General features: G+C 39.8%; 1 protein-coding gene. It reads right to left on the bottom strand.

Going from position 1 to position 1,119, the window contains the following annotated elements; genetic code table 11:
• Positions 1-19: 19 nt before the first annotated feature.
• A partial coding sequence (locus CXF78_RS01395; RefSeq protein WP_145991321.1) for a putative bifunctional diguanylate cyclase/phosphodiesterase occupies positions 20-1,119 on the bottom strand: 1,100 nt, incomplete at its 5' end.

The raw sequence follows: 1,119 nt of genomic DNA, 5'->3' as shown, positions 1-1,119 counted from the left end.
ATTATTTTTGTACTTATTGCTAAGCTTTTATTAAAGTGTCTTGATGCTCAAATACCAGTCCCTTTTGACTGACGTGAGCAAAAAATTGCTTTGGCGTAATGGGTTTTGAAAAATAAAACCCTTGAAATTCCTTACAGCCCATATCAGCCATAATCTTTACCTGTTCAGCTGTTTCTACGCCTTCTGAAACACATTTTATACTGAGTTCTTCACACATGTTATGAATGGCTCGGACAAGGCTTTGCTGACGAGCTGAAGTGGTAACTTGGCTTATTAGTGAACGGTCTAACTTAAGTTTATTGATAGGGTAGTCAGCTAAGCGCGCGATGTTGGAATAACCCACGCCAAAATCATCCACCGAGATAGTGAATCCCCATGATTGTAAGGTTTTCATTAATATTAACGAGTGAGCTTGATTGGCTTCTAATGAAGTTTCGGTTAACTCCAGCTCAATTTGTTTCGGGCTGACAGTAAAGTCTGCCAAATGCTTGACTAACTTAGACATAAAGTCAGTTTGGCTGAAGTCAATTAATGAGATATTAATCGCTACCGGTACACAGTTAAGCCCTTGCTGGGTCCATTGGTTGATTTGCGAGCAAACTTTTTGTACTACCAAATCCGTTAAACGGCTGATCATTCGGTACTCTTCTGCAATAGGGATAAATACCGCTGGTGATACAGTACCTAAAATGGGACTGTGCCATCGAGCCAACGCTTCAAGGCCGATACATTGTCCTGATGCAGTGACTTTAGGTTGATAATGAACGGTAAGCTCACCTTGTTGTAGTGCTTCATCGAGCAACATCGATATTTCATATTTCTCTAAAAAGCTTTGTGAATTGGTTTGGTCATATAAGCTAAATACATCGTGGGTATTGGCTAATTTAAGCGCCTCGATAGCATGAGCGACAACTTTACCGCTTGCATCTCCGTGTTCTGGGCAATGGGCAATACCAAATAGAAATGATTGCGAAGACTTAACTCCTAGTAAATTGTAATCTTCATCTAAAATATGTTTGATTTTAGGCAAGGCACTATAAAGATCCGTTTCGTTAAGGCTACCAAGAATAAAGGCAATTTTCCCTGGTCCAATATGAGCACATAATAAAGGTCCTTCAA

The sequence above is a fragment of the Shewanella sp. 11B5 genome (assembly GCF_002836795.1).
GTDB classification, from domain to species: Bacteria; Pseudomonadota; Gammaproteobacteria; order Enterobacterales; family Shewanellaceae; genus Shewanella; species Shewanella frigidimarina.
Note: the sequence above shows the minus strand (reverse complement) of the source record. Positions and strands in the feature narration are given on the sequence as shown.